16 protein-coding genes are annotated in these 20715 nt (G+C 46.2%); 2 read left to right on the top strand and 14 right to left on the bottom strand.

Annotation, left to right across the window (positions count from 1 at the left end; genetic code table 11):
• Positions 1–2 precede the first annotated feature (2 nt).
• Positions 3–1220, bottom strand: a complete 1218-nt coding sequence (locus tag JF535_RS01205; protein WP_206998141.1) for a sulfotransferase family protein — start codon at positions 1218–1220, stop codon at positions 3–5.
• Positions 1221–1334: 114 nt separating this feature from the next.
• The gene (locus JF535_RS01210) at positions 1335–2447 is read right to left on the bottom strand and encodes a glycosyltransferase family 4 protein (RefSeq protein ID WP_206998143.1); all 1113 of its coding nucleotides are present in this window, start codon (positions 2445–2447) and stop codon (positions 1335–1337) included.
• Between the two features lie 339 nt (positions 2448–2786).
• Between JF535_RS01210 and JF535_RS01215 the strand changes: the two genes are divergently transcribed.
• A complete protein-coding gene (locus JF535_RS01215) occupies positions 2787–4748 on the top strand; it encodes a PKD domain-containing protein (RefSeq protein ID WP_206998145.1) in 1962 nt (653 codons plus the stop codon).
• A gap of 14 nt (positions 4749–4762) precedes the next feature.
• Here JF535_RS01215 and JF535_RS01220 read toward each other — a convergent pair whose 3' ends face one another.
• Positions 4763–6661: an immunoglobulin-like domain-containing protein gene (locus JF535_RS01220; protein ID WP_340674098.1), complete on the bottom strand. Its 1899-nt coding sequence runs from the start codon at positions 6659–6661 to the stop codon at positions 4763–4765.
• A 690-nt stretch (positions 6662–7351) separates the two neighbouring features.
• Between JF535_RS01220 and JF535_RS01225 the strand changes: the two genes are divergently transcribed.
• Positions 7352–8542 (top strand): glycosyltransferase family 4 protein, encoded by a 1191-nt coding sequence (locus JF535_RS01225; protein WP_206998149.1) that lies wholly within the window; start codon positions 7352–7354, stop codon positions 8540–8542.
• Here the strand turns inward: JF535_RS01225 and JF535_RS01230 are convergent.
• The 11 genes from JF535_RS01230 to JF535_RS01280 all read right to left on the bottom strand — a co-directional run bounded on the left by JF535_RS01230 (position 8529) and on the right by JF535_RS01280 (position 20607).
• Positions 8529–9902 (bottom strand): glycosyltransferase family 4 protein, encoded by a 1374-nt coding sequence (locus JF535_RS01230; RefSeq protein WP_206998151.1) that lies wholly within the window; start codon positions 9900–9902, stop codon positions 8529–8531. The two genes, JF535_RS01225 and JF535_RS01230, sit on opposite strands and share 14 nt — an antisense overlap.
• Positions 9903–9912: 10 nt before the next feature.
• Positions 9913–10623 carry a hypothetical protein gene (locus JF535_RS01235; RefSeq protein ID WP_206998153.1) on the bottom strand — a complete coding sequence of 237 codons (711 nt, stop codon included), beginning with the start codon at positions 10621–10623 and terminating at the stop codon, positions 9913–9915.
• Positions 10616–11977: a hypothetical protein gene (locus JF535_RS01240; protein WP_206998155.1), complete on the bottom strand. Its 1362-nt coding sequence runs from the start codon at positions 11975–11977 to the stop codon at positions 10616–10618. Before JF535_RS01240 ends, JF535_RS01235 begins: the two co-directional genes overlap by 8 nt.
• Before the next feature lie 44 nt (positions 11978–12021).
• On the bottom strand, positions 12022–13290 hold the full coding sequence (locus JF535_RS01245; protein ID WP_206998157.1) for a glycosyltransferase: 1269 nt from the start codon (positions 13288–13290) through the stop codon (positions 12022–12024).
• Positions 13287–14315: a glycosyltransferase family 2 protein gene (locus JF535_RS01250; RefSeq protein ID WP_242523546.1), complete on the bottom strand. Its 1029-nt coding sequence runs from the start codon at positions 14313–14315 to the stop codon at positions 13287–13289. The genes JF535_RS01245 and JF535_RS01250 overlap by 4 nt, the downstream gene beginning before the upstream one ends.
• A 25-nt stretch (positions 14316–14340) precedes the next feature.
• Positions 14341–15027: a WecB/TagA/CpsF family glycosyltransferase gene (locus JF535_RS01255; RefSeq protein ID WP_206998159.1), complete on the bottom strand. Its 687-nt coding sequence runs from the start codon at positions 15025–15027 to the stop codon at positions 14341–14343.
• Positions 15028–15122: 95 nt separating this feature from the next.
• Positions 15123–16205 (bottom strand): glycosyltransferase family 2 protein, encoded by a 1083-nt coding sequence (locus JF535_RS01260; protein WP_242523547.1) that lies wholly within the window; start codon positions 16203–16205, stop codon positions 15123–15125.
• Complete coding sequence (locus JF535_RS01265; RefSeq protein WP_206998161.1) at positions 16198–17124, bottom strand: sulfotransferase domain-containing protein; 927 nt, start codon at positions 17122–17124, stop codon at positions 16198–16200. Before JF535_RS01265 ends, JF535_RS01260 begins: the two co-directional genes overlap by 8 nt.
• A complete protein-coding gene (locus tag JF535_RS01270) occupies positions 17121–18179 on the bottom strand; it encodes a glycosyltransferase family 2 protein (protein ID WP_206998163.1) in 1059 nt (352 codons plus the stop codon). The genes JF535_RS01265 and JF535_RS01270 overlap by 4 nt, the downstream gene beginning before the upstream one ends.
• A 374-nt stretch (positions 18180–18553) precedes the next feature.
• A complete protein-coding gene (locus JF535_RS01275) occupies positions 18554–19330 on the bottom strand; it encodes a ferredoxin--NADP reductase (protein ID WP_206998165.1) in 777 nt (258 codons plus the stop codon).
• A gap of 296 nt (positions 19331–19626) precedes the next feature.
• Entirely contained in the window at positions 19627–20607 is a 981-nt protein-coding gene (locus JF535_RS01280) for a sulfotransferase family protein (RefSeq protein WP_206998167.1), read from the bottom strand.
• Positions 20608–20715: the final 108 nt, after the last annotated feature.

Raw genomic sequence — 20715 nt, forward strand, 5'->3', positions numbered from 1 at the left:
AGCTAGCCTATCCGCGTTTTGTGTCCAAATCGTAATGCAACCGCTGTCACTACTCGACTAAGAGTTCCGACTCCAAGCTGGATATTAGGATCGACCTTGACGGGCGTACCGCGCACGAATCGCGATATGATTCTTAAAATGGCGTTCATGCTATTCCAAACTCTCTCCATCGCACCTTTTCCAAGCGGCAAGTCGCCAATTAAAACATCCTGATGGCAGACAAATGCTTCAGATATCGATGTAGGATAAGACTTGCCGGCTGTAGAATATCTGATGCCATTTTGGGCGCTGTCGATGATGAAGGATTCGTTTACGACACCGAAATTCTCTCCCAAAGGGAATACCTTAATATCCCGCTTGGGCTTTATTCCTTCCGGGTATCGAAATGCTTCCAGCGCTTCGTAGCAGATTATCGATCCTGCTTTCGCCACACGGTGGCTTAATTTTCTCTTCCAGTCGTATATGCAGTCAGCGTTAATCCGCTTATCAATGTCTCCTTTCCATGTCTCGGTCTCGACACGTACAAGATCTGCTCCAGACCTTTCAAGCATTTCAGGCTCAAAATCTTCACCGATAAACTTGCAAATCGCGCCGACTTCTTTTGACGGGTTTACCACCAGATCTTCATAACGAACGGTGACCGAGCCTGAATCATCACGAAAAAACGGTTCACTTTGTTCATACACTGACATCCAGCGATAGAACTCGCCGACAAATGATTTGGACAGGCCAATATTTTTTACTACTGATGGAATAGAGTCGCGAGGATCTCGAATTATGCGGATTATTTTTGCATCGGGATAGAGCAGTCTAATGGTGTCTGCATACATTATGTGCCGGGGAGTTTTTTCTGCCCATCGTGCTTTTCCATGTCTATAGGCGAATGCGGCTGGAATTGCTGAATAAATTGCCGACGCGGTAGGCTCTTGAGTGCACAGGTATTTATTAATCGATTGTTCTGTCAGTCCAAAATGGCTCAGCATACTCTTTCCATCTGGATATAGAATGCTTTTAAGTTGCAGGACGGCCAGCTGGCGCCAATCCTTCTCACGAACTGTCTGAACGGCGGTCTCTAGCGGTATTGCTCTGAATAGATCCGTTTCAGGACCACATGCAATCCGGCTGTGACTGCAGAGTATAGCTGAAAGAAGCGAAGTTCCTGATCTCGGTGGCCCCACTATGAATATTGGTGTATGGGATCCTGATTTTGTACTAAGCATGGTTACCCAGTTTTAATTTTCTTCATCGGCCCTTTGATCGAACGGTCAATAAAGCCAAAAATACATTAGCACGTTGCCAATTTATGCGCGTTTTCTGATAGTAGATAAGATTTTTCAGGAAAAACTCGCAACATCTCCAGATTCATTGAGTGTGGCAATAGACCGCAATGCGCGCTCAAATTTTATAGCGCTATTTTGCCAATTGAGATCGGCAACCGCTCTTTGTGCCTCATTTGACATGTGCAGCCATGCCATTTCGTCCTTTTGAAAGATTCTGTTGATTGCATTTTCTTGACCAGTTACATCATCGATATCGTTTAGATATCCATTAATTCCATTTTTTATATACTCAGGAGCACACCCCGCTCTTGTAGCCACTACTGGGCAGCCACATGCGAGAGCCTCAAGAATTGGCAGCCCAAAACCCTCACTTCTACTACTAAATATATATGCTCTCGAGCTACTATATATCTGTCTCAACCGCTCCTTACTTGGTGAAAGTTCAAATTCGACACCTTCCGGTAGTGTGTATCCATCTCTCAATGGCTTGCCGCCGAACAATATCAATTTCGCCTTGGGAAAAGTCTTCCTTGCTTCCAAAAAGGCTGTCATTGTTATATCGAGGCCCTTAAACCTAGATTCAGAGTACATGCTACAGAGGGTGTACTTTTCAGCCTCCGAACCAAGAGGCCGATAAAATTCACCGGGATCTACCGCATTGGGAACTAGCACAGCGCCGTCATCATGATACTTTTCGTTCATTACCCGTGATAACCATTCAGCAATCACTATTTTGGGATAGCGTGTTCTATAGGTCTCACGGACGCGCGCTGAAGGTTGCTCCTCATGCATCTCGTAGTGCTGCACGAAATAGCATTTTTTTCCCCGATCTTCCGGAAATCCGTTAATCCACTCAACAGTTTTCCACCAGGTAGCAACCAAAACGTCAGCGGCAGGGTAGAGGTGCGGATAAGTTAATTTTTCAATTGGCAGCTGAATGATCCTGATGCCATCCAGATCAGCAAAATGTGAGGATGCCAGCCGGGCACGGGGTGAAATCGCCCCTTTGACCAGGCGCTTAACAGAATTCACTATTCCGCCGTACTTATATAGAGGACAAACGATAGTTACTTCATGGCCCATGTGGGCGAGGGCCTGGGCATAGATCGCAACGACCCGACAACCGCCGCTCAGAGAGGGGACTGGAAACGCAAAGGTAATTTTCATCCTTGAGACTACGTTATGTATAGTCGCTAATTTTATCTTCTTTACATATCAAGTGGAAATTGTACTCCAATCTTCTCACTCAATAGGCGCGTAACTCATTTTTTCGCAGAATAGGCATCTACACATTTGCGCACTGGTCACACTTTTTTTAAGCCGCAGTACATATAATAGCCACTCGACACATATACGTATCGCCATGTTTTCCAACGCTGGAGACAATGCTGTTCTTTAGGCTCTTCGGTCACCTTTTCATCTCAGCGGCAATTCATAAATGTGTAGTCAGTGATTTCTGGAAATTCCGGCTATTTTGCTGGTATTAATTAGTACGGATAGACCAATATGAAATACGTCTTTATTTTTTCTATTCTTTGCTCGCTGCTCTTCGGTTGCGGAGGTGGCGGAGGTGACAGCGATACGTCCGGCTCTCCCGCTAACAGGGCGCCAATTGCAGATGCTGGCCCCAATCAAAGCACCAATCCGGGGCAGCCAGTGTCTCTTTCCGGTGCGCGCAGCTCCGATCCAGATGGTGACCCTCTCACATATAGTTGGAGTATTGCGTCATCACCAGATAATGCCAGCCCGGCCCTTTCCTCGGAGACTGCTGAGCAAACGAATTTCTCGGCCAGTGAAATTGGGACCTATGAAATACAGTTGTCTGTAAGTGACGGGGCGGCATCCTCTACTGATATAGTGACCGTAAACGTAGTAGAGCCGGATAGCGAAGGCCCTGTTGCGGACGCCGGCGGCAGTTACTCCGCACCAGAAGGCGTTGATATTCCCCTAGATGGCAGCGCTAGTAGTTCTGTGAGCGGCGCCCTTTCTTATAGTTGGTCAATCAAGTCCGCACCAGCTACTTCTTCTGCGACACTCCTTAATCCGGGGACGCCAACACCCACACTCCAGTCCACTTCGGTCGGAAATTATGAAGTGGAGCTCGTTGTGACCGCTGAAGATGGAAACACTGAGACAGATGTTGCGAATGTACTGGTGGTTGACTATCTCCCAATCATGCAAAAGGTTGACCACTACACTCAAATTCTTCCGGGCGACGACTCCCATATTATCTATGTAAGCAACCAGGACGGAGACGATGCGAACAGCGGTCTGTCCTCTAACGACCCAGTAAAATCTATTCAACGCGGGATTTCACTACTTCGCGATGGTTATCCTGACTGGCTTGCACTCAAGTCCGGTGATACCTGGAACACTGGAATAGGCGCGTGGGCAAAGTCAGGACGAAGCCAATCTGAACCGATGGTCATCACAAGCTATGGCCACGGAGATCAGCGCCCACTGCTGCGAACTAACGGTAGTGCTTTCCGCTTTCAAGGCGGGGGGGGGAGCCCGGAGTTTGTCAATCACCTTGTGATTCATGGGCTACATTTCTACGCGGCGAATCGTGATCCAAACGCTCCTGAATTCTCAGGTGCAAATTCAGATCGTGGGATCTTCTGGCTGCGAGGCACTAACGGGTTGCTTATTGAAGATAACATGTTTCAATTTTATAAGGAGGCCATTGCGCTGCAGGAAACAGATGGCTTCGACATCAGGAACGTACTAATAAAGAACAATGTTATCGTGGATTCTTACAACGTATCTGGAGACCACGCTCAAGGCATTTTCCTCGACAAGACTGATAATGTTCGTATTGAACGAAACGTTTTTGACCATATTGGTTGGAACACAGATGTTGCCGGAGCAGACAAAACAAAGTTCAACCACAGTATCTACGTGCAAACCACGAATAGGAACATTGAAGTCGTCGATAATATTATCACCCGTAGCTCTAGTCATGGAGTACAGTTGCGTTCCGGCGGGCTAATGCAGGGTAACGTTCTCGTTCGTAATGCTATCGCATTGATGCTCGGCGGTGATTCCGGACAAGGGGACCCAGGATTTATAGACAATAATGTCATTCTTCATGGTAGCGATATTTCGGCAGATGAACCCAGGGGCTGGGGAATCGACTTCGGTCCGGGCATCGTCTCTGCAGAGGTTGAAAATAACATAATTGCGCACGAAGACTCGGAAGCACCAAGTCCAATGGCAATCGCATCCAACAACCTCTCAACCCAGTCAAATAATGCGATATTTAATTGGGGAGACCAATCGCAACCGGCTTCCACTTTCCCGGAACCTACTCGGACTATTCAGGACTTTGATGCGCAAGCTGGTGGTCAAGGAACCATTGACTCTTTTATTGAAAACGTCAGATCTCATTCTCTTAGAAAGCCGAAGCCGAAGTACGATGTGGAAGAAATCAGGCTCTATTTCGAGAACGCATACGGTATCAAGAAATAGGCCTGACTAAATTCCTAGAGGGTTTTCTCTGCAAAGCCCTCTCTAAAAAATTGTTTTATGTTTTCGATCGAATAGTCCTGGTTCCAATTTAGTCTCGATTGGGACCTGATGTTTGCGATGAATGACTCAAAGGTCCCATCGCCGCCCAGAATCTGATCAAATTCTTCAATAGTGCGCTCTGGGTCAGAGTAGGATTTCCCGGCGTCAGTGCCTTCCTCCCATCGATAGACGATATTTTTCCCATAAGTTGCTACGGCTGATTCTTTTATACCAAACCGATTGCCAGCGGCACTTAGTACATGCGCCACTATATTATTCTCAACTAAGGCATTATTTTCAGGCTTAAAATCGATTCCCCAGCCCCTTTGTAATGGACCTGGCCCGATATCATTGCCGTTCAAAATTATATTATTTGTAATTTTTCCATCACTCACACCGCTATCCGATAAGCCAAGCAGTATCGATATAGGATTTCTGATCAAAAAATTACCATCTATGACCCCACCGGGACGTAGTTGCATTCCATGACTCGAGCTTCGAGAGATAATGTTATTCCGAATGTCGATGTCCAGGTTTCCATTTTGTATGTAAATAGAATGATTAAATTTTGTTGCGTTTGCGCCGGGAAATGATTCGTGCCAACCGTTGTGATCAAAAGTATTTTCTTCTATCAATACGCCTTCGGATCTCGCAACATATATGCCCTGGGCATGGGAGCTAGTAGAGTACGAGTCAACGATGACGTTTCTTCTGATCGTTACTCCGCTTATATTCAAGTTGTCAAGATCGTCTATTTGTATCCCTTCCTTGTAGTGCTCAATATAATTGTCTTCAATAAGTAGATACGACGTTCCTCTAAACCAATTTATTCCCCGACTCACTGATACAGATGTGAAGCTCTCTGAATCTGGATCTCTCGTATGAGCATAAAAATGTAAACCGCTAACAACGAGGTTCTCAATAATTTTTGGCGAACCGCCACCACCAGAGGCGCGCAAGCCATCATTAGAGCCTGTCATTAACAATGGGCGGTCCACCCCTTTGCCATAAGCAGTCACTACCATTGGTTCTTTAGGGGATCGCCCGCTTTTTACCCACTTACCGAGACCTTCTGGCCATTGATCGCCGATCTTTAGTAAAAGCCAATCAGGGTAGCCATCTCTCAATAAACTCTTCCCTTTGACAATGGTTTTAACAGGACTTTCTGGAGTTAAGCCATCATTATGATTATCTCCAGTACTATTACTGACATAAATTAGTTTCGAATCTTGGGCGGGTACGACCGTAGTGTAACCTTGCTTATCAATAGTAACGGGGATATGCGAATAGGGAGATGGTGCCTCAGTGACGGTTACCCGCCGGCTTGCACTTACCTCAGCCCCTGCACTGTCTCGCACTCGGTAGTCCACTGAATAGTCACCAACAGTATTGGAATCAACGTGGTCGACTACCTGAATCTCCGAGGTGATGTCGCCGTCCTCAGTATCACGTGCGGTCGCGCCAGGGTCGGTAAAAACCGACCCTCGTTTTATCTCAATATATTCTTCCCCTAACAGGGATATGCTCGGAGGCCTGTTTTCTTCGATGGTAACCAGTCTTTCCTCTGTGTCGACCGATTCTCCACTATCGGTGACACTATAAGTAACCTTGTAATCGCCAGGGGTAGACGTGTCAATCGGAAGCCCCGTTACGGTGATCTCATGACTTATGTCACCGTCCTCTTTATCCACTGCAGTCGCGCCTGGATCCCGGTAGCCCGAACCATGCAGAAGCTGCATACGTTTTGCGCCCATTAGCTCGATGACCGGCGCGCTATTCCTGATTTTTTTCTTGGACTCGGCAGGCGATGGATTTTCCGCTGCGCATGCCGTACATATCATTAGTATTAGGGCGTACATTAAACACCTGGCCATTTTTTACCTCGTCTCTCGTGGATTAAAAAGCAAAAAAAGTATGGGTTACTAGTTTTACTTGTCCACGCCTATACGAGGTTAGCTCTTTAGTTTTCTTCTTTTTGTGACGACTCAGCCCATTTAGTCAGGGGAAATTACATTATGTGAGAATAAATCACTAAACAGAAACAGGCATAATTGAGAATAATTCGCACCATAAGTATGCAGATTAGCTCTCATATATCTATCGAGTACTGAATGCTCAATTCAGATGACGATTGTGAGTTCTTTGATACAAATACTTATCGCGCAAACTTTAATACTATGTAGGCGAGAGCTGAATCTAGTCAACTCATACTCTATCAACCTGCTTAAATAGTCCACCCGATTCCAGTTTCTTAAATTATAACAGCATGTTCTACGCGTCATTTGCATTCATACCTTCTATTTTAGTTTCGGACCACTCCGAGAGCGTTGCCCGGCGAGTAGTATTACCCACTGCAATCTACGGAAATTTCATGGTGCGGCGTGACCCACCGCCAAACTTACCAAGGTAATTACCCGCCAAATACTTGTATGGTATTATTGCCGTGCTTTGCAACCCCTAAGTCCTAAAGTTCGGCTAGATGGAATAGAGCCGTCTGCAGGAATATGATTTTGGAGCCAGGCATGTCCAGATAGTGCCTGCTTGGCAAGTAAAGGAGTACCCTTATGCACGGCGCGTCAAATATTGCCGTTCTCATTCCCGAGTTTCCCGGCCAAACTCACATATTTTTCTGGCGTGAAATTCAGGCTCTCAGAGATTCTGGGCAAAACGCTTACATCGTATCGACGAGAAAGCCGCGAGAAAAGAACTTCCATGAATTTTGTGAAAACTTGCACGACACATTTTATTTGAGTCCGATGCCTGTTTTACGAGTACTAGGCTTTTGTCTCGGACATCTTTTCTGGCTAATGCGTGCCTTGGCATATTGTATTCGGTTAAAAGGAAGTTTCAGGACGAGGCTAAGGACATGCTTATTCATTCCCTTTGCAGCAAATTTAATAATATATAGCAAAAGCAAAGATATTCATCATATTCATGTACATTCCTCGGCAGATGCGGCTCATGTTGCCGCACTGGCAGCGCTATCGGGAAGCTTTACGTATAGCGTTTGCATTCATGGAAACTTAAATCAATATGGTGACAATCACCAGTTTAAGCTTCAATCCGCCGCTTGCATCATCACGGTTACAAAGCCGCTTAAAGCGGAGGTGTTAGCTACAATTCCTGATTATCCACCCGAGCGTGTTCACGTATTACCCATGGGCGTTGACATCAGTAAGTTTTTACCGAGATCGTATTCTGACCGTCATGATAAGCCCTATATTATTACCTCTGTTAGTCGTCTGGCTTTTGTTAAAGGGCATACTTTTGCGCTTCGCGCCTTGGCAGAGCTTCCTGAAGACATAGAGTTTCGATATCAGATTGTCGGCGACGGTGAAATGAGGTCTAAACTCGAGCAAGAAGTCGAATCGCTTGGCTTGGCTGGCAAAGTAGAATTTCTTGGCTTCCGGAGGGAGGGAGAGGTATACGAGATTTTACAGAACACAGATGTTTTCATGTTAACAAGCTTTGGATTCGGTGAGGCTGCACCGGTCGCAATAATGGAAGCAATGGCATGCGGAGTTGCTCCCATCTGTTCGATCATCGGTGGTACAAAAGATATGATTTCAGATAATCACGACGGCTTGCTTGTCCAACAAAAAAGCGTAGATGATATCAAGCGTGCTTTATTGTACTTGCTTCAAGATCCCGCAAGACTAAAAATTATAGGAAAGAATGCTCGTGACACAGCCGAAAAGAGATTTTGTCATCGCAGTTCGGCAAATACATTATTACAGCATATTATACACTGCTAATTAGCTCTCCTGTTTTTCCGGAGCTTCCAACTAGCACTCCACTGTAGATTGCTTCTAACTCCAAGCTTTTATTATCCCACGAGAAAGTGCGTGCTCTTCTTGCAGCAGCCGCGCGCATTTTTTCGTAATTTTCGGTTCTGCTGGAAAAGGATAATATGATGTCTTTTAGCTTTTGGACAACATAAGCTCGGTCGTGCGGCTTTATTTTGACGCCGGTAGTTTCTGTCACATACTCCCCTATACCGCCGTTATCAACTACTACGCAAGGCAAACCAGACGCCATCGCCTCCATGACAACAGCACCTCCAAACTCACGAAGCGAGGGAAAGCAGAATAAGTCTGCACTCGCATATTCTGAAGATACTTCAGAATGGTCAATCCAGCCTTTAAACTCCACAACTTCTTCAAGACCATACTTCGCCACCAGCTTCTCTAGCTCAAAGCGCTGAGAACCCTCTCCTACAATAATTAGCTTTAAGAGACTGCGCTCGACAGCGGTAAGCTGACCGAGCGCGTCCACGATCATGTCACAGCCTTTATACGGCTCAATACGACCTAAGAATAGAAGCTGGAATTTATCAGAGGTATGGCCATTTTCGTGTCCTGCATCTCCGTCGGCAAGCGTGGGACCGCGGCGCCTGGTTGTGTACAAGGCGTCATCTCGAAAAAAGCTATCGGATACCCCATTTTCATACATAAGCTTTATTCTATCTGACGTATGCGGGAATATTTTTTTAATAAAATTGAGCGTATAGGTTGAGCCTGACAAAATGACATCCGCTCGTTCGTACGTTTTTCGATAGCCGGGAACAAGCCATTTGCCAATTTTTCGAATAAAGTTTAGATAGCTAAATTCCCTTCGTGCAACATCTTTAAATCCTTTCGGATACGGAACTCCTCCGTTTACTGGACCAATTATAAATGGTGTTTTAACAGCTCCATCTTTACATGAATGGCTAATTTTGTAGGGAAACCGCGGGAGAATTGGTGTCAGTGCATGTACGATATCAAATTCACCTTTTCCTACTGAGCTTGCAAATTTCTTGTGTACGAATTTATCGAAAAAGAAATAGATCGGAAACTGCAGCGCATGTCTAATCGGCCAAATAACTTGCCCACGATAGGTTGATAGGAAGCAGATAAATTTGTAGTAGAGGATTTCGAATGTCGTCTGTTCGTAATACGTTACATTCGAAAGTACCCCGCACCGAGTTAGCGCTCCTCTATTGCGGCAGTGTGTCACGAGATGGACATTTGAAAATCTCTTGATTGCTTTGTAGAAATTATATCCAACAAGGGGAACAGAGCTCAGCTCGGGATTACAACTTTCTATTATTAAAAGAACTTTTTTTTCACGCATGTTTTATGCTCTATTTTCCACTCATCCCGCTACGAATACCGGTATTAATTGTGGGTGCGTTGATGCCGAACCATCGCGTTGCAATTTTTGTAACAATCATTACCCATGTGTTTTTTGGATTCACTGGATATTTCGTTCTGCTTCGACGCTCCAATCCGGTCTTTTCTTCGACCATGGAGATCAATTTTAAGAACCCTATGGGGTCAGTTAAATCTTCAAATGAAACATCTAGTCTGTCTGGCGCTGCGGCATGCCAGAACTCATAGAATTCAGAAACAGATTCCTTGTAAGCCTCGAAGTCTTGCGTTTCCACCCAGGCACTCAATGAGCGATAAGTTTGATCTACGGGGCGATGCAAAAGGATTACATGGGATTTTGAAATTAGATCCTTGAAGATAGCGTTCTTTTCTTCCGGAAAGAGCTGCGGATAGTGCGTTTTAACTACACAGTGACCAATTTCGAGATTCCCTTGTAAATATTTTTCGCGGTTATTTTTTGATCTAAAAAATTGGTCAGCATCAAGGTACAAAGGACTGTTTGCGATCGACGGAAAGTTATTCAATAGCATATCAATCGCTATGTGTGTTCCCGAACGCATGATTGACGCCACTATGATTGGCTTGCCGCTTGCCGTGGGTAGAGGTCCAGGCGGGCATACAACCCGCGGGTTATTGAAAGGGATGAGATTCTTGCCTAGAAAATTTACTATATCTCTAAACATTTGATTCCCCATTGACTTGGACGAAACCCTTGTTAGATCGTCGGTCGTAGTTGGACGCACATGCGAGGGTATTATTCGCGCTTCGCTTACGTTTCATATCCATTTCATTTCTTCGACTTGCCACTAGACCCGTTGCGACGCCATAAAGGAAGTAGACCCAGTTTTGCTGGGAAGCATTTGGGATTTGGTCCACCATGATCAATGCAATCAATAGTGCGAAAACACAGTAGATTCTTGCTTCTATATCATTTCTAGATGAATTGACGGCTTTCCGTAAATTTTTAACGGCAAGCATTGGAAGACCAAGGAAGACTAGATAGCCCAGTAGTCCGAACTGCGTAAACTTGATAATCCAGAAGCCATCTGTGACAGCACCATCAATACGATTTCTATCCCATCCCCCCCAGCCAAAGAGAAGTTTCTCTTGGCCATGTGCGAGCAATGCTTCCTCATGCTCAAATCGAAAAGCGAGAGAGCCAACTTTGTCTGGCCCAAATTTAGCCGCCAAATCGAGTAGGGCATCGTGGGGAATCAGGTTTGCTATAGAAAGCAATGGGTATAAAAAGACGGCGCTAGCCAAGGAAAAAGCAGTTAGTGTGGCTAAACGGATCGGTAGAAATAATAGTATTGCGAAACCAAGGAAACCTAAAAGCCATGCGCCAACTGACTTGCATATTAACAACAGAAATAAAGCGTAGAAAACTAAAACTATATTCGGAAAAATGAATATTTTTTGCTTGGCTTTCCAGAGTCCAGCTATCGCTATCAGCACTGCGACACTAAAATTGGCGACCACAAGGCCGTGCCCCATGAATACCACTGGTCGGAAGCCACCAAATCTTATTTGTTGGCCAAACGAATGCGGAAAGAATCCGTAAACCCAGGTATGTAATTGAGGGCTGAGTAGCACTTCAATAACCAAAAAGGGCGAATAGATTAAGCCGGCAATAGCGATTAATCGCAACACTTTTATCCCATCATCGATGCTCTTTATCAAAAGGGCTCCCAAGACAAAGGGCGTAAAAGCAAATGTCATTTGAAATGTCATCGAAATGATGTCTTTCGGTGACAGGCCGGGTTTTACTGTCATACCAGTAAATACTGGCTCAGAGTTGGTGAGTACGGTAAAGGTCGAGACTGAAAGTCCTATTAGTACAAGTAGTCGAGCGCCCGGCGCGCCTGCAACAAAACGGAACTTTATCTTCTTGATTACCAGACATCCGAAAAGCGCGCAGTAGGCTGCGACATTTTGTTTGTCAATATTTGGGATCAATGGAAGCACATAGGAGACTTTCATCGGCAAGAACATATACGCACCAAAAATCGTCCAAAATGTGGCGGTTAATGCGCTCAACCTGACATACAGGAGTACTGACACTACCGGCCAGCATAGGATCGCTAGCTGTGCAATGAGGTTGGGCATATCTGAGGGGCCGCATCAATGTCAAAATATTCGACTAGTTTTCTGGTATTTTCCGTGATATTGAATTCGCTTTGAACCAGATTGATTGCGCGAGTAACCTTCTGTGCTTCTTGTTCGTCTGTGTCTAGTATCGCTTCGTCAATTGCCGCGGCGATGTCCTTCGCTGCTGGGCTCACAAGGCGACCAGTATCTCCATTCCGGACGAGCTCAGGTATACCTGATACATTTGTCGCGATGACCGGAACGCCACGCATCATTGCTTCCATTAAAACAACGGGTATGCCGTCCATATCGCCGTTGGAATCAATTTTTCCCGGAAACACGAAATAATCGATTTTCTCAAACCATGATGAAACTGAGGTATGTGAAAGTGGTCCGCCGAAAGTTATATGGTCAGCAATGCTCAGGCTGTCAGCGATGCCCTGCAGCTCGGAAAGAAGTGGTCCATCGCCCATCACTTCAAGGTGTACTGAATGCCCCTGTCTGATTAATATTTCTGCCGCGCTAATTAATAGATCCACGCCTTTTTTTTCAACTAGCCGACCAAGAAATCCGATTATTTTTTCGTGCCTCTCTTTTCGGACTCGACTTCTTGGTGAAAATGTATGTGAGTCAACGCCACATCGCACTAATTTAATTTTTTCTCGATTTATCCCAAGGCTAGCTAACTTTTTGATATTAAAAATTGAAATCGTCGCTATAAACTTGGCTCGTGCGCTCTTCTCCTTCAGCAAATAGCCTCTCTCAAAAATGTCATTTGCATGAGCGGTAAAACTAAAAGGTATCCTACAGATTTTGGCTGCATACATACCGACATCTGACGCTATATGCGAGAAGTGGCAATGTATATGTTTCAAACCCTTATCCGAGACCTCTCGGGCTAAAAATCCGGCAACCAGAAACCGGTAGATTAAACCCAGGGCGACTCTCGGCCTGGCTATGCACTTGGCCACGTCCAGTATGCAGGTTGCCATTGAACTAAGGTAACTGACTGGCCTGTTAATAAAGAGCAGAAGGTTAACTGTTAGTAAAGATGCTAATCCAATACCGTACAGATAAGTACATCTCTCTGCTACGTAGCGAACCGTCTTGTTAGTGGAAACTCCATCTACTGAATGCAGAGAGAAAGGGAATACCTGCACCCCAAACTTCTCAACCTCAATAATTTCGTTGTATACAAATGTGCTGGAAGGCCCCGGTATTTCTGGTGCGACATAAGCGATCGCATTCGGCTCGCTACTCATGACGGCTCCGAAATAGCTACGGACCGCTTATCAGCCCGGTCGATACAGGCCTTATTGTTTTTCGGAAACATGCGCTCTAGGAGTATTTTAGAGCCGGCCTCAATATCGGTTGGGCTCCACCGATGTTCATTTTCTAGCTCTATCGATTTTGTCGCGTTTTTTTTACCTGAGAACAAGGACTTCCACTGATAGCGTCGGATCTCAGATACTAATTCTGGGTCATTTAGCTTGGGCTTACTCTTTATTAGAGCGCAAAGATAACCATTAAACATGGCCACGCCACCAATGATGTAAGGGTATTCAATCGCACGATAAATACAGGTACTTAACATGTATATCCATCCGGTACCCATAAAGTACTGCCCAAATCCGTGCCTTGACCGTCCGGTAAGCACTCCATCTTGGCTTGATCCCATGACACGCAGGTGAACAAAATTCAAATCTGGCTCATCCCAGCTCTGAGCACGCCACCCAAGCTGTCTGCATTTATGGCAGTCGATCGCGTCCCACATGACTTCCCGAACCAACCCCCCAATTTGTTGGAAACATGTGACTCTGTAGAATTTTGTCATTCCAGCGGACATTTCATCGCCACGCCGTTCACTAACCAATCTACCTTCACGCTCGTTATATGGTTTTCCACTACAAGTGCCTAAACGGGGATCAGCTTCCATTTTTTCAATCAGTGTTTCAAAGTACTTTTCGGGCAATTCAAGATCTAGGTCTAATTTGCATATATACTGGTAGTCCGCGATATTGGCTTGTCGCAAACCAGCGTAAAATGCGTCGACGACACCAGGCCCTACGTTACGAAATCCCCGGTTCTCCCGCTTCACGACCTTAATGAATGGATATCGATCAGCGTATCGTTCAAGAATGATAGGTGATCTGTCTGTGGATCCATCATCAACGATAATCCATAATTTCGGCACCACCGACTGCGATACCACACTATCCAGTGTGCGCTCCATATACTCCGCTTCGTCGCGACAAGGCGATATAATCAGGTAATCTCTACTTTTCAACGTAGCTTCCTTGCAATTCGCATAATTAAGATTCGGCTTTCTGCCTGAGATGTATTGCAATTTGTCGGTTTATAAACGGCAATTTTAGGGCGTTATTAAAATACCGCATGGCCAGGCGCTTGGGATTTTGCATCATTCGGTAGAGCCACTCCAATCGTAATCTCTGCATCCAATGCGGTGCGCGCTTCTCTGATCCCGCGAGAAAGAGCATCGATGCACCAATACAAAATGCGAGACCACCGAATCGTTGTTCGGACATGAGTTTGCTGGCAATTATTTCCTGCTGAGGTGAACCGACAGCTAGGAAAACATAGTTTGAGTGGGAATCAACAATGTTGGCCACGACATCATTGACCTCTTCTGTTTCACGTATAAATCCCATAGAAGGATTATGATGGGCGATGTCAATGTATGGAAATCTACTTCTAATCTTTTCTATTGTCTCTACGTCCCCGCCCAAAATGTATACCTTATCTTCTTTCTTTATTTCGTCTTGGAATAGCCTAGCGGTGAGATCACTCCCCGTAACTACGCCAGGTAGCCGGTATCCGTGTGCCTTCAGTATGAACTCGAGGATTCGGCTATCGCATAGTGAGAGGGTTGCTGAAAAATATAAATCCCTCAGCTTACGGCCGGAGGGCACCTCAGCAAGTCGCGCAAGATGATCGATGTTGGGAGTTATTATGTATCCCTTTTTGTTATTACATCGCATGAATCTAATTTCCGACAGGACGCGATCCATACAGGCCATGTCAATTCTGCATAGACCTAAATTTAGCGATTCAACTTTGGGTTGCATGATTTCTTCTACTTATACTCAATAATTGCGGCTTTTCTACCTGCTAGTTGCGTGAAAAAATATTTTGTAGCACCAAGAAACTGCGGAAATTTTGCCAGCAGTGTAAACATGCTATAAACGAATGATCGACGAATTGAATTTCGAAGTTTTATTCGCCGTAGAAATATTCTGATCACGATGGCTGGATAGGCCATCAGGATTAAAATTGATATCGGCGCAAATGCTGGTGCAAGAGTTAGCGCGGCCACTGGTATAAGAAATGCCCAGAAAAAAATGCTTGAAATTTCCCTCACACAATATGGCCGTTTTTTTGTAGCATGCATTGCGCAGCGCTCTGCGTATGCGAACCCAGCCCGTACATTTCTTAGCCAGAATTGCCTGAAGCTCGTCATCGCAGCATCGTGCGATGTCATCTCGCAATCTATTCTCCAGATGCGCCAGTTCTCTTTTCGCAATCTGAAGCACATTTCTGGCTCCTCTCCAGCAATCATGTCAGAGTTAAAAGCCTGGACACTTTCTATAGCGATTCTACGAGCAAAAAAATCACCGCCACATGCATTGGATTCTCCGATAGGTGTATCCCATTCAATGTCACACAGTGCGTTGTATACGGTTTTTTGCGGATATACCTCTCTCCTTCGGCCGCACACGATGGCAGCCTCTGGGTTCACTGAAGAAAATGCTATTGCTTTCGATAGCCACCCGGGTTGCAATGAACAATCACCGTCGATAAATTGAACAAATTCGACCGCCGGGCTTATTTCGATCAGGCGCTCCAGGCCTGCGTTTCTAGCTCGCGCCGCTGTGAAAGGTCGCGTGGCTGCGAGCTGTACCACGTCACATCCGAGATTTTTTGCACAATCAACACTACCATCGTCGGATCCTGAATCGACGTAGACTATCGGAGTTAATATCAAGTCTGAGACTGATTCGTCACTGTCGCTTTCGCTACCAAGCATCTCTCGTCGCAGGGCAATTGACTGTTCAAGAATAGATTCCAGACAGCGGCGAAGTCGCTCCCCCTCATTTCTTCCGATAACGACAAAGCCAAGAGCTAGCATCTTTTCTACCCTAAGGTTCGCTTCACGCATATTTATGAATTCTACCCCGATCTGCTTTATCGGTTGGCTTACTCCATTCCATCGGTTTCTCCAACACGATTTTCTTATAGCTTTCGCAATCAAGATTAGTATTAAATAACGTACCTAGTATTTTTAGCTCTTCATCAAATGTAGCCTTCAACTTTCTTATACTGACGGCTGATAGATTTGGCCTCTCTGACATTTGCATTCTTGACTTAATCGAATTGCGAAATGTGGCTGGCACAAGGGTGCGCCTTATCATCGTCAAGATCGGATTACGAATCAGGAAATTAGTAAATGCATTCGTTCTCAGGCGGGCAGATGAAACATTTGTCTTTGCATGCGCGTCGATCCACGCAACCTCGCCCTTATAACCTATAAATTTTGCAATCCTTGAGAGTTCTTGTGCGGGATTACGTTTGATTCTCTCGAAGAACACTGGAAGAATATTTTCTTTTCCGTAGTGAGTAATGTATGGAGATAACTGCGTTGCATAGCAACTATATTTTACGAGCTCCGGGTACAAATCAATTGCGTGATTAATATCGACCCGGATATTATTGCAGCTCCATTCGTGTATATATTGTGATACCAAGCGATCTATCGGATCTCGCATGATGTAAACAAGTTTTACGTCAGGTAATGCATCGGAAAGTCTTGCAAAGCACTGCGGGTACGTTGGAATTTTCGTGTAATGGGTACTGGCCTCTCCGAGGATGTCATCTGCCTTTGCAGCCTCGAAAAGTGTTTCATACCAGCTTGCACCACGCGCATACTGAGAATCATCACTGAAGAAGTTTGGCTCCTTTAGATCCGGCATATACACGCCATCGAGCAAACGCAATTGCTCGTAAATCGTTGTAGTAGCTGACTTCATTGCGCCAATAATAATAAAGTCCGGTCGCTTTCCGGGTTTCAAACTATTCATGACTGGGCCACCTGATTACCGTATGGAGAAGCTTTTTTATTGGTGCCCTTTTTACCAGATAGAAAACCAATCCAAAGATCCCTCCACTCACCCGAAATTGATGGGCCGGGAGCACGCCCCAGCAGGCACTTTGAGTATCGTAAGATTCGGCCAGCACACCAGGCGAGATTTGCAGCAAATAGCTTTGGTCTACCGCCTAGCAGGAGAAAGTAACGCGACCTGGATTGATAGAAGTAGGCAGGGACGCGCTTTCTCGCATTGCCATTCTTCTTGACGCTAGAGGTGCCCCCACGCAAATGTACTACGCGGGCATCTAATTCTTGCTTGATGCTGTAACCTGCACGCTTTATCCGCAGGCAATACTCGATATCCTCAAAATACATGAAGAACGATTCATCCATGCGGCCAATTTGCGTGACGATATCCGAGCGCAGCAGCACGCAAGCGAAACTAACCCAGTCCAGTTCCTGATCTGGCTCATTGAGCTCTATTGGCGTGTTCTTAGACTTGAGCAGCTTTGTTACTAAGTCAATCTGGGCACCGCGGATTAACTCACTGGTCACACCCCTGCGGCGAAAGCGACTTACTTGCTGCTGTCCATCAAGGTATTCGAGACGTGGACCGAGGGCCCCGATAGTTCGGTCGCCCTCCATTCTGGAGAGGAGCAGTGAAATCGCACCCGGGCGGACAATCGTGTCACTATTAAGCAGGAGATAATACTCAGCTTCTACCTGCGACATTCCGAAGTTGTTACCCGCAGAAAAGCCGCCATTGACTGACGATGCACACAACCGGATTTTCGTGCTGAAACCTGCTGGGCAGCTTTTTAACCAATGCTCGAGAAGTTCGATTGAATGATCACCGGAAGCATTATCCACAACGATGGCTTGCGCATTCAGGCCAGATAGCTGCGGGACCAAGCTCTTTAGGCAATCCTGAACGAGATCCGGAGTGCAGTAATTAACAATCACTACTGCAAGCTTGAGGGGGGCGCGACCTTCCATTGTCTGCTTCTTTATTGCCGCCATTTCAGGGGGAAATGCGGGAAAATCCATTTAAATGTTGCAACCTTCGTTCACCGCTATGTTCGCAACTTACGTGCCAAACTTTATTGCGGTATCCGGTTTATCGCGCACTATCCGAGGCGCATTGAAATTGCTGCATCCATTTATCGCGTTGAGCGGGAGGCTCTGTTGCGCTGATCAGCAGCGGGATCGCTCGGGCCACTACCGGAAATCCAAGTTCCAGTTGAAATAGACGTCCGAAGCGAGACGCGCAACTCACTTTATCAACTATTCCTGATAATTCAAAAGAAAAAGATATGAAGGAAGGAAGAGGCGCCAATAGTTGGCGCCCCTATTGTTTGTTTGTCCATTATCTGCAGCACTCCAATCCATGAATAAGAAGTGCCAGCTGCTGAGATTACCGGTTACTTCTCAACAAATGCGCGCTCAATCACATACTCCCGCGGGACACCAGCGCGCGTTTCCTTGAAACCCCAACTGTCGAGGATTGACGTTAGATCCTTTAGCATTGCCGGAGAGCCGCAAAGCATAAATCGGTCTTCTTCTGTATTTGGTTTAGGTACGTTCAGGTCGTTGAAAAGTTTTCCGGAAAGCATCAAGTCGGTGAGGCGTCCATTATTGCGGTAGGGTTCACGGGTCACCGTGGGATAGTACATGAGCCCTCCTCTTACCATCTCACCAAAGTACTCATGCTCTGGCAGCTCATGTTCAATGTAGTGCTGATAGGCAAGCTCTGACTTATATCGCACACCATGGGTGAGGATTATCTGGTCGAAGCGCTCGTAGACACTCGGGTCTTTGATGATACTCATAAACGGCGCCAGCCCCGTACCGGTCGAAAGCAGCCACAGGCGCTTGCCCGGTAACAAATGATCGGCGACCAGGGTTCCCGTTGGCTTGCGACTGACGAAGATTTCATCTCCAGGCTTGATTTTCTGCAGTTGCGAAGTGAGCGGACCATCCGGCACCTTGATGCTGAAAAATTCCAGCTCGTCTTCGTAATTAGCACTGGCTATTGAATAGGCACGCAACAGAGGTCGGCCATTTGGCTGCGCCAAACCGATCATAGTGAAGTGACCGTTTTCAAATCGGAACCCCGGGTCACGGCTTGTTTTAAAGCTGAACAGCGTGTCGTTCCAGTGGTGGACTTCCAGCACCGTTTCCGTATTCAGGTTTGACATAGAAATATAACCGCTTAATCCAGAAATGCTTGTGGGCCAAATTCTAGCGCCACATGCGATATCTGGAAAGCGGGATATCTTGATACTAGATATCTATTTAATAGATATAGACTCGGTATTCTCGTTGCCCGCGTGGATCAGTTTGAAACGCGGCTGGTTCGCCTTATTTGGAGCTCCTGAGGTGCTGGTGGGAGCGCCCTCTACTGACTCGTGCGCTCCCAACTTCACTCAATACACCAGCGAACAACCCAGCTAGCAGGTTCTGTCTGGAATACACGGGGAGGCGTGACGCATAGCTATTTCAGCAATGAACGATCAATCGCATTCGTTCTGTGTTTTACGTATTCGACCCATTGACGAATTCCGGTACGTCGCGCAAGGACATGCTGCAGCCAAAGAACGAGGCCCCATTTTCTGATGTTGTAACGCATGCGATAGACACGGTTTTGAACCTTCAGCGCGAGTTTTTCTTGTATCGTGAGCGCGCGTGTATCACGGGAGAAGGGCTGATACCCCTGTTTCATCATTTGCTCGCTCGTCAGTAATTCGATCCAGCGGATTTCTCGAGCCGATGATTTGGACTTCCACTGCTCAGCGTATTGCTTTGAAGGGCAGCTGTAAGTGGTGTCTCGATCCAACTTGAGCATTTCTGGGTCGAACTTGAGAGAGAGGAATTCACAGAGGCGCGACAATTCCTTTACGGGGTTCTCAACGAGCTGTTCATAGAAAACCTCGATTGCTTGACCAGGCTGCTCCTGTGTTCTCAAAAGCTCACGTCGCTTTTCGAAATCGCACCATATTTTTGCGCCTTCATAGACATTTCCCACCCAGCCCATCCCGATGCAAGAGCGGGCAACATCTCTGGGATCTCGATAGAGATGTATGTACCGGGCGTTAGGCCAAAGCCTGGGTAACAGGTCTACACGCGAGTGGATCGACGCGCCAACGACTGGTTGGGGATTGCGGAGGTAAAGTTGCCGGAGAAAGTCTTTAACTAATGCTGGATAATCCAGTTCAGGGTCAATCGCCAGGTTCATTGCACTGGTCTGCCGATCGATTTTAACAAAGCGCCAATAGTCTTCGAGGTCGGGCCATCGATCACCGCGAGCCTGGGAAACAGCGCCCTCAAATTCCCCAAACATATGCATATTGGGGTGGTGATCCAAGAGTAATCGGAGAAGTGTGGATCCGGAGCGCAGTGGGCCAATAACAAATACCGGCGATTCGAGGGCGAGGCTCGCTTGTTGTTCAAAATCTTGTCTGGGCTGGTGAGACATATCCCTGCTCTCTCACAAAGTGTCCTCCAGTTACTGGTGGACCTTGTTTAGTAAATCCATTTACTTTGCCCATTGAGCCTTGCGGCCATCATGAGCGGTGGCGTCCAG

The sequence above is a fragment of the Microbulbifer salipaludis genome (genome assembly GCF_017303155.1).
Taxonomy (GTDB): Bacteria; Pseudomonadota; Gammaproteobacteria; order Pseudomonadales; family Cellvibrionaceae; genus Microbulbifer; species Microbulbifer salipaludis.

Bases quoted from the DNA above. Each gene is read 5' to 3' on its own strand.
- JF535_RS01205 (WP_206998141.1), bottom strand. From the start codon at position 1,220: ATGCTTAGTACAAAATCAGGATCCCATACACCAATATTCATAGTGGGG.
- JF535_RS01210 (WP_206998143.1), bottom strand. From the start codon at position 2,447: ATGAAAATTACCTTTGCGTTTCCAGTCCCCTCTCTGAGCGGCGGTTGT.
- JF535_RS01215 (WP_206998145.1), top strand. From the start codon at position 2,787: ATGAAATACGTCTTTATTTTTTCTATTCTTTGCTCGCTGCTCTTCGGT.
- JF535_RS01220 (WP_340674098.1), bottom strand. From the start codon at position 6,661: ATGGCCAGGTGTTTAATGTACGCCCTAATACTAATGATATGTACGGCA.
- JF535_RS01225 (WP_206998149.1), top strand. From the start codon at position 7,352: ATGCACGGCGCGTCAAATATTGCCGTTCTCATTCCCGAGTTTCCCGGC.
- JF535_RS01230 (WP_206998151.1), bottom strand. From the start codon at position 9,902: ATGCGTGAAAAAAAAGTTCTTTTAATAATAGAAAGTTGTAATCCCGAG.
- JF535_RS01235 (WP_206998153.1), bottom strand. From the start codon at position 10,623: ATGTTTAGAGATATAGTAAATTTTCTAGGCAAGAATCTCATCCCTTTC.
- JF535_RS01245 (WP_206998157.1), bottom strand. From the start codon at position 13,290: ATGAGTAGCGAGCCGAATGCGATCGCTTATGTCGCACCAGAAATACCG.
- JF535_RS01255 (WP_206998159.1), bottom strand. From the start codon at position 15,027: ATGCGATGTAATAACAAAAAGGGATACATAATAACTCCCAACATCGAT.
- JF535_RS01260 (WP_242523547.1), bottom strand. From the start codon at position 16,205: ATGCGTGAAGCGAACCTTAGGGTAGAAAAGATGCTAGCTCTTGGCTTT.
- JF535_RS01265 (WP_206998161.1), bottom strand. From the start codon at position 17,124: ATGAATAGTTTGAAACCCGGAAAGCGACCGGACTTTATTATTATTGGC.
- JF535_RS01270 (WP_206998163.1), bottom strand. From the start codon at position 18,179: ATGGATTTTCCCGCATTTCCCCCTGAAATGGCGGCAATAAAGAAGCAG.
- JF535_RS01275 (WP_206998165.1), bottom strand. From the start codon at position 19,330: ATGTCAAACCTGAATACGGAAACGGTGCTGGAAGTCCACCACTGGAAC.
- JF535_RS01280 (WP_206998167.1), bottom strand. From the start codon at position 20,607: ATGTCTCACCAGCCCAGACAAGATTTTGAACAACAAGCGAGCCTCGCC.